Below are 7,681 nucleotides of genomic sequence, written 5' to 3'. Positions count from 1 at the left end.
GTTGGGGCAAGAGCCCTTTGCTTACTTTGGGGCTTTTCCAAAGTGAGTCGCCGTAAGGGCGAAACCATACTCAGCCATCACCCCAATAACGGATAAGCCCCCAATCAAACCTCACCCCCGACCCACCCCATTCCCAATCTGCCAAACAAACGGCGGCTCACTCCCATTCACCACCCAATCCCCCACAATCCGCGCCTTGTAAATCACCGGATTATGCGACGACACCGTCCGCGCATTCCGCCAATGCCGGTCCAGCGCTTTCCCCTGGCGCACATCCGAAGCCCCCAGCGCATTGAACAACTCAGTGGTCGCCCGCTGCACCAACTGCGACACCACCACCTGCGCCGTCGCCGACTCAATCTCCGCCACCACATTGGCCTCCCGCTCCAACTCCGCATCCCCCGAAAACCGCGACAAGTAAGCCCGCTGCGCCGGAACAGCCGCCTTCAACGCGCTGGCCTCAGCCGCATACACCAAAGCCGCCACCTCACCCACCACTTGCAGAACCTGCGCATCCTGACTCACATGCGCCGCATTGCCATGGCTATAGATACGTTTACGGCTGCGCACCTGCCGGGCCACATCGTTAAGCGCCGCCCGCCCAATCCCCGCCAGGCTTGCCAGCAGCACCAGTTGGTAGAAGGCCGTCTGATACTTGAACCGGGTAGCAAAATCGATAACGTTGTCGCCCTCGACCACCGCGTCGGTAAATCGCGTAGTGCCACTGCCCGTGGTGCGCTGGCCAAACCCGTCCCAATCATCGCTCTGCACCACACCCGGCTGGCGCGTGCGGGTGGCGGCAATCACCGAGGCGCCGGTGTCGCTGCGCTGGGCGTACACATCGATCCAGTCCGAAAACAGGCTGCCGGTGCTGTAGAACTTCTCACCGTTGAGCTTCCACTGATCGCCGTCCGGGCTGACCTGGGTCACCACATCGCCAATCGCGACATCACCGATTTCCGTCCAGGCGCAGCCGACGATATCGCCGTCGACAAAACGCTTGAACCACAGGTCGCGTCCGGCACCGGGTGGCGCGTTCAGTCGGTCCTCGGCAAACGCAAAGTGCCCGCGCAGGGCCTGGGGCACGTTGGAGTCGGCAGCGGCCAACTCGATCAGCAGTTCGAACAACTGCGGCAGGGACGCGCCGCCACCGCCATATTCCACCGGCACCCGCACCGCGCCAAAGCCGGCTTCCTTGAGCCACCGGATGGGTTCGTAGGGCAGGGTGCGGGTTTGCTCACGCTCAACCGCGCCGTCGGCGATGCGCTGGAAGATCGGCCGAAAGCGTGCGGCCAGTGCGGGGTAGTCGACGCCGATGGACAGCGGGTTGATCACGTGTTGCTCGGTCATGGGAGGCAGCTCCTTGGCAGTGTTCAAGTACCAGGGCGATTGCACAGTCCGTGCCGGGTGTTCCAGCCCGTATTTACGGGCTACAACCTTGGCTGACTGTTGCTCCAGCAACAGTGGAACGACAAAGCAGTGCGATCCCTGACACCCGCGATACAGTCCGTCACTGCCCGGTTTCTTAAGGCAGCGCCCTTACGCCGGGCCTTTGCCGGTGGCTGGCACGCTTGCTGCTCTGACCCTCCTACATCCCTGTGTGCGAGGTAAGGTCCGATGAGTCAGCAAGCCGTGAAATTTGCCTATTGGGTGCCCAACGTCAGCGGTGGGCTGGTGGTGAGCAAGATCGAACAGCGCACCCATTGGGGCATCGACTACAACCGCAAACTGGCGCAGTTGGCCGAAGAGGCCGGCTTTGAATATGGCCTGACGCAAATTCGCTTTACCGCCGGCTACGGTGCCGAGAACCAGCACGAGTCCGTGGCGTTCAGCCATGCGTTGCTGGCAGCGACTACCAAGCTCAAAGTCATTGCAGCGATCCTGCCCGGCCCGTGGCAACCGGCGTTGGCGGCCAAGCAATTGGCGACCATCGACCAGCTCACCAACGGCCGCATTGCGGTGAACATCGTCAGCGGCTGGTTCAAGGGCGAGTTCCAGGCCATCGGCGAACATTGGCTGGAACACGATGAGCGTTATCGCCGTTCCGAAGAGTTCATCCGTGCCCTCAAGGGCATCTGGAGCCAGGACGACTTCACTTTCAAGGGCGACTTCTACCGCTTCAACAACTACACCCTCAAGCCCAAGCCACTGGGCCAGCCCGAAGTGTTCCAGGGCGGCAGCTCACGGGCCGCGCGGGACATGGCGGCGCGGGTGTCGGACTGGTATTTCACCAACGGCAACACCCCGGAAGGCATCAAGGCCCAGGTCGACGATATCCGCGCCAAGGCGGCCGCGAATAATCATTCGGTCAAAGTCGGTGTGAACGCGTTTGTCATCGCCCGGGATACCGAGGAAGAAGCCCGCGCCGTGCTCGCCGAAATCATCGAAAAAGCCGACCCGGAAGCCGTGAATGCATTTGGCGATGCGGCGAAGCAAGCGGGCAAGGCGTCGCCCGAAGGCGAGGGCAACTGGGCCAAGTCCAGCTTTGAAGACCTGGTGCAGTACAACGACGGCTTCAAGACCAACCTGATCGGCACCCCGCAACAGATTGCCGAGCGCATCGTCGCGCTCAAGGCGGTCGGTGTGGACCTGGTGCTCGCCGGCTTCCTGCACTTCCAGGAAGAAGTCGAGTACTTCGGCAAGCGCGTGTTGCCGCTGGTGCGCGAGCTGGAAGCCAAGGCCGCGATCAAGCAGGTGGCATAAACAGCACCACCGCCGCGCGCAACTTGTTATTGCCAAACCGGCACATGCGCTCGAACTCCCCATGGCTGACCGGCAGGTGCTGGCAGTCCAGGGGCTGGCGGTGCTGGCTGTGGTCCACATCCGGGTCGTGTAGGTAGACAAACTCGTCGTCGCAGTCAGTAACCATCACCCAGTGCGGCGACTTGGAGCGCGTAAGGCGGTAGCTGCTGATCAACACCAGCGGTTGCCCGCCTGCCTGCAGCACCCGTGGCAAGTCCAGGGCGCCGCCGAGCACCTGTTCGACGTCGCTGCCTGCCAGTTCTTCCTCGAACGCCTCGTGCACCACACGCATCACGTCCTTCTTGTGCGGGTCGCGCACGCCATCGAGAAACAACGGCCCACGTACATTCACCTGCATCCGCACGCGAAACCCCCGACGCCAGGCGGCCAGCGCCAACCCCTGAGGGCTGCAACCGCCATGGCCGGCGGTCATGAACACGGTGGTCGCTTCGCGCCAGATTTGCAGCTCTTCGCGCCGTTGCGCCACACGCCCAGGCACCAACGCGCCCATGGCCATCAGCAGGCAGGCGGCGCCGCAGGTGAAGTCGGTGGTCTGTTGGTAATACGGCACGCTCTGCGGGCGTGCGGTGTGATGCTGCAGGATGCGTTTTTCCAGGCGCAGGGCGGCGGTGTGGTCTTCGTAGTAATCGTTGATCAGGGCGAAGCGCCGGTAGCCATTGCGTTCGTAGAGGGCGAGGGCGCCGGGGTTGTCGGTGCGCACTTCCAGGCGCAGGTAGGCACAGTCGTGCTCGACGGCGCAGGCCTCGATGCGGGCCAGCAATTGCTTGCCCAGGCCTATGCCGCGCGCGTGTTCGGCAATGGCGATGGAGTACAGGCGCGCCAATGAGGTGCCGCGATGGAACAGCACCAGGGCGTAGCCGAGCAACTGCTCGTCATTTTCCGCCACCAGCAACTGCCCGTGGGCGCGGCTGACCATCCACTGGAAACTGCGCGGCGAGAGCCGGTCGGTGGTGAAACAATGCTGTTCCAAGGCCACCAATTCAGGCACATCGGCCGGTGTTGCAACGCGAAAGGAAAGAGCCATATAACCGCCGTAAAAGTTGCGTAACGAAACGGGACTTCTCTAAAAGATCGTGCTTAATAGAAAAGGTCGAGTTCTCTAAAGCGGATCAAATATTATGTCGGCGGTACAAGGTCATTGGCGTGAAGTATCCGAGCAAACCCTCGCGGCGACAATAACTAACAAAGGTTATTTTTCCGCACCACCCAAAGGGGCCAGTCAAGTTGTGATCATTGTCGAACGCAAGGAAGATTGGGCCTCCTACTTCCCCAGCGAAGACATCGTCACCGCCCAGGAATACCTGGAACAGACGCGGGAAAACGAGAGCGGCAAGCGCGTGCAGGTGATCAACCTGTGCCGCAGCTACAAGTACCTGGGGCACGGTTACTACTGCTCGCTGCTGGCTGAAGCGCGGGGGCACAAAGTAATTCCGTCGGTGCGCACCATCAGTGAACTGACCAAAAAATCACTGTATGGCCTGGCGCTGGATGACCTGGATAAAACCCTCGATAAAGCCTTGAGTCATCACCTTTACAGCAATACCGAAGGGTTTACCCTGACCCTTTACTTCGGCCGCACCAATATAGAACCGTTGCAGGATCTGGCCCGCCAGTTATTTGAAACCTTCCCGTGCCCGATCCTCTTAGTTGAATTCAGAAAGAACAACGGCTGGCATATCGAAGGGGTCAAGTCCGGCGTGCTGCACAAGTTGCGTGATGATCAGGAAGATCAGTTCGCCCACGCCCTCGACAACTTCAGCCGCAAGATCTGGCGCCAACCCCGTTCACGCCGATTGGCCCGTTATGACCTGGCCATTCTTCACGACCCCCAGGAGCAACTGCCCCCGTCCAACGCCCGTGCCCTGGAAAACTTCGTACGGGTCGGCAAAGGCCTGGGTATCGACGTGGAGCTGATTGAACGCAAGGACTACGCACGCCTCGCCGAATACGACGCCTTGCTGATCCGTGAGACCACCAGCGTCGACAACCACACCTACCGCTTCGCCAAGAAGGCCGAGAGCGAAGGCCTGGTGGTGATGGATGACCCGGCGTCGATCCTGCGCTGCACCAACAAGGTCTACCTCACCGACCTGCTTAACAGCCATCAACTGGGCATGCCCGCCACCGAGATTCTCTACAAGGAACGACCGGAAGACTTCGAACGGGTCGGCGAACGCCTGGGCTTCCCCTTGGTGCTGAAGATCCCCGACGGTTGTTTTTCCCGGGGTGTGATCAAGGTGGAGAGCCAGGAGGCCCTGCTCAAGGCTACCGCCGAGCTGTTCGAACATTCGGTGCTGTTGCTGGCCCAGGAGTTTTTCTACACCGAGTATGACTGGCGCATCGGCGTGCTCAATCGCAAGCCGATCTTTGCCTGCCAGTACTTCATGTCCAAGGGCCATTGGCAGATCTACAACCACAAGGCCATCGGCCAGGACATCAACGGCGAATGCCGCACCCTTGCGGTCCACGAGGCGCCGAAGGCCGTGGTCGAACTGGCTGTGAAGACCGCCAACCTGATCGGTGACGGCCTGTATGGCGTGGACCTCAAGCAATCCGGTGACAAGGTGGTGGTGATCGAGGTCAACGACAACCCCAATATGGACGCCGGCATCGAAGATGCCTATTTGCAGGACGACCTGTATGCCCTGGTGCTGGAGGAGTTTGTGCGGCGCCTGGAGCTCAAGCGCCAAGGCCAGGTCTGGTAGCCGGCGATGATCCAGCGCTTTGACCTGATCGATGGCACGCTGCGCAGCGGGGACAGTGACGAGGCCCCCATCCTGTTGTTCAACAACCCTGACCCGGCCGAGCGAGACAGGCTGCGTGACCATTACAAGCTGGATGAACACGCACTGGCCTCGGCACTCGACCCGGACGAAGTCTCGCGAATCGAGTTCCACCCCGACAACCTGTTCCTGATCTGGAAACGCCCGGAAAACTACTCCGGCGGTGGCAGCCTGGTGTTTGAAGTGTCGTCCTGCGGCTTGCTGTTTTCACCGGACCGGCTGCTGGTGATTGCCCCCGATGAAACCCCGCTGACCGGCTTGGGCAAGCGCCACCCCTTGCACGCGCCACTGGACGTGCTGCTCGACTTGCTGCTCAACAACATCCACCACTACCTGGGCCACCTCAAGGTGATCAAGCTGGTTGCACGGGAGTTGCAGCAACAGTTCAACGCCTCCATGAGCAACCATCACCTGATGCAGATGTTCAGCCTCAGCGAGAGCCTGATCTATTACATCAACGCCCTGCACAGCAACGGCGCCGTGCTGACGCGGCTGCGCAATCACGCCGAGAAGGAACACTTCAGCGCCCAGACCCTGGGCCTGATCGACGACCTGATCATCGAAAACCACCAGTGCTACAAACAGGCAGAGATCTACTCCAACGTGTTCTCTGGGCTGATCGACGCACGCGGCAACCTGATGAACAACAGCATGAACAACCTGTTGCGCAAGCTGACGTTGATCAACGTGGTGTTCCTGCCGCTCAACCTGATCGCCAGCGTGGGCGGCATGTCGGAATTCAGCATGATGACGGCGGGTACGCCGTGGTGGATTTCGTACCCGCTGTTCCTGGCGGCGATGGGGCTGGGGGCGGGGTTGATGGTGTTGGGGCTCAAGCGAATCGCCGGCGGCGCCAACGTCGTGTGACCTCTGTCCCCTGTCCCCTGACTCTGTGGGAGCTGGCTTGCCTGCGATGCGGACGCCGCGGTGTTTCAGGAGTACCGCAGTGATGCCATCGCCGGCAAGCCGGCTCCTACAGGGTTATGTCGTTAGGGGGTGGGTTGCAAGGTCAGCACCTCGAAACCATCCGCCGTCACCGCCACAGTGTGTTCCCACTGTGCCGACAGGCTGTTGTCCCGGGTCACCACCGTCCAGCCATCCTTGAGGCTGCGCACCTTGGCGCCACCCTGGTTGAGCATGGGCTCGATGGTGAACACCATGCCTTCGCGCAGTTCCAGCCCGGTGCCAGGGCGACCGAAGTGCAGCACTTGCGGCTCTTCATGCATCTGCCGGCCGATGCCATGGCCGCAGTAATCACGCACCACGCTGTAGCCGTTGGCCTGTGCGTGGCTCTGGATCGCATGGCCGATATCACCCAGCCGCGCCCCGGGCTTGACCTGGCGAATGCCGGCCCACATCGCCTCGAAGGTCATTTCCACCAGGCGCCGCGCCTTGGGCGCCACGTTGCCGATCATGTACATCTTGCTGGAATCGGCGATAAACCCGCCTTTTTCCAGGGTGATGTCGATGTTGATGATGTCGCCGTCCTTGAGGATGTCCTTGGCGCTGGGCATGCCATGGCAAACCACCTCGTTGATCGAGGTGTTGATGCTAAATGGGTAGTCGTATTGGCCGAGGCTGGCGGGGCGGGCTTTCAGGTCGTTGCGGATGAAGGCCTCGACGGCGGCGTCCAGCTCCAGGGTGGAGCGGCCGGCACAGACAAACCCGTCGAGCATGCTGAACACCTGGGCCAGCAGGCGGCCGGATTCACGCATTACGGCCAATTGTGGGGCGGTCTTGATCATCAACTGCGCCCCCGGATCAGGTCGGGCTTGTCCAGCAACAGTTTGTTGATCAACTCGTTGTAGGGCAGGTGGGGGTTGAGTTCGGCGAGCAGGCCGATCTTGATCCAGAACTCGGCCTGGGCGTTGATGGAGCGGTCCATGGCGGCGCTGGCCAGGCGAAGCTGTTCGTGCAGTTGGTCGGTGATCTTGACGATGCCCATGGTCTTCACTGTGCAGGGTTGATATACAAAGCGTATATGTTTCGTATGTTCGTCGTAAACCCCCAGCGGCTAAATGGCAGCAGGCCATTGACTTGCCCGCCAGGCGCCGGTTAATTTCGTTGCATGACATTACAAACCTTGCGTAGCCCGCTGATGATTATTACCGCCATTCCTCATTTGGCGGGATAGC

7 protein-coding genes are annotated in these 7,681 nt (G+C 60.9%); 3 read left to right on the top strand and 4 right to left on the bottom strand.

Annotated features, from left to right (window positions below; genetic code table 11):
• Positions 1–111: 111 nt before the first annotated feature.
• A complete protein-coding gene (locus HX792_RS23825) occupies positions 112–1,350 on the bottom strand; it encodes an acyl-CoA dehydrogenase family protein (protein ID WP_176998391.1) in 1,239 nt (412 codons plus the stop codon).
• A 267-nt stretch (positions 1,351–1,617) separates the two neighbouring features.
• Here HX792_RS23825 and sfnG point away from each other — a divergent pair, with 267 nt between their 5' ends.
• A complete protein-coding gene (sfnG, locus tag HX792_RS23820) occupies positions 1,618–2,703 on the top strand; it encodes a dimethylsulfone monooxygenase SfnG (protein ID WP_176998390.1) in 1,086 nt (361 codons plus the stop codon).
• Here sfnG and HX792_RS23815 read toward each other — a convergent pair.
• Positions 2,687–3,787: a GNAT family N-acetyltransferase/peptidase C39 family protein gene (locus tag HX792_RS23815; RefSeq protein WP_176998389.1), complete on the bottom strand. Its 1,101-nt coding sequence runs from the start codon at positions 3,785–3,787 to the stop codon at positions 2,687–2,689. The two genes, sfnG and HX792_RS23815, sit on opposite strands and share 17 nt — an antisense overlap.
• Positions 3,788–3,881: 94 nt before the next feature.
• Between HX792_RS23815 and HX792_RS23810 the strand changes: the two genes are divergently transcribed.
• Entirely contained in the window at positions 3,882–5,468 is a 1,587-nt protein-coding gene (locus HX792_RS23810) for a RimK family protein (RefSeq protein WP_218172780.1), read from the top strand.
• A 6-nt stretch (positions 5,469–5,474) separates the two neighbouring features.
• Entirely contained in the window at positions 5,475–6,413 is a 939-nt protein-coding gene (locus tag HX792_RS23805; RefSeq protein ID WP_176998388.1) for a magnesium transporter CorA family protein, read from the top strand.
• Between the two features lie 122 nt (positions 6,414–6,535).
• On the opposite strand, the gene map is transcribed toward HX792_RS23805, so the two are convergent.
• Positions 6,536–7,291 carry a type I methionyl aminopeptidase gene (gene map / locus HX792_RS23800; protein WP_176998387.1) on the bottom strand — a complete coding sequence of 252 codons (756 nt, stop codon included), beginning with the start codon at positions 7,289–7,291 and terminating at the stop codon, positions 6,536–6,538.
• Positions 7,291–7,491 carry a ParD-like family protein gene (locus tag HX792_RS23795; RefSeq protein WP_003190946.1) on the bottom strand — a complete coding sequence of 67 codons (201 nt, stop codon included), beginning with the start codon at positions 7,489–7,491 and terminating at the stop codon, positions 7,291–7,293. Before HX792_RS23795 ends, map begins: the two co-directional genes overlap by 1 nt.
• Positions 7,492–7,681: the final 190 nt, after the last annotated feature.

The sequence above is a fragment of the Pseudomonas sp. B6002 genome, from assembly GCF_013385985.1.
Taxonomy (GTDB): domain Bacteria; phylum Pseudomonadota; class Gammaproteobacteria; order Pseudomonadales; family Pseudomonadaceae; genus Aquipseudomonas.
Note: the sequence above shows the minus strand (reverse complement) of the source record. Positions and strands in the feature narration are given on the sequence as shown.

Excerpts from the sequence above, each read along its gene's own strand:
- HX792_RS23825 (WP_176998391.1), bottom strand. The coding sequence starts at position 1,350 with ATGACCGAGCAACACGTGATCAACCCGCTGTCCATCGGCGTCGACTAC.
- sfnG (WP_176998390.1), top strand. The coding sequence starts at position 1,618 with ATGAGTCAGCAAGCCGTGAAATTTGCCTATTGGGTGCCCAACGTCAGC.
- HX792_RS23815 (WP_176998389.1), bottom strand. The coding sequence starts at position 3,787 with ATGGCTCTTTCCTTTCGCGTTGCAACACCGGCCGATGTGCCTGAATTG.
- HX792_RS23810 (WP_218172780.1), top strand. The coding sequence starts at position 3,882 with ATGTCGGCGGTACAAGGTCATTGGCGTGAAGTATCCGAGCAAACCCTC.
- HX792_RS23805 (WP_176998388.1), top strand. The coding sequence starts at position 5,475 with ATGATCCAGCGCTTTGACCTGATCGATGGCACGCTGCGCAGCGGGGAC.
- map (WP_176998387.1), bottom strand. The coding sequence starts at position 7,291 with ATGATCAAGACCGCCCCACAATTGGCCGTAATGCGTGAATCCGGCCGC.
- HX792_RS23795 (WP_003190946.1), bottom strand. The coding sequence starts at position 7,491 with ATGGGCATCGTCAAGATCACCGACCAACTGCACGAACAGCTTCGCCTG.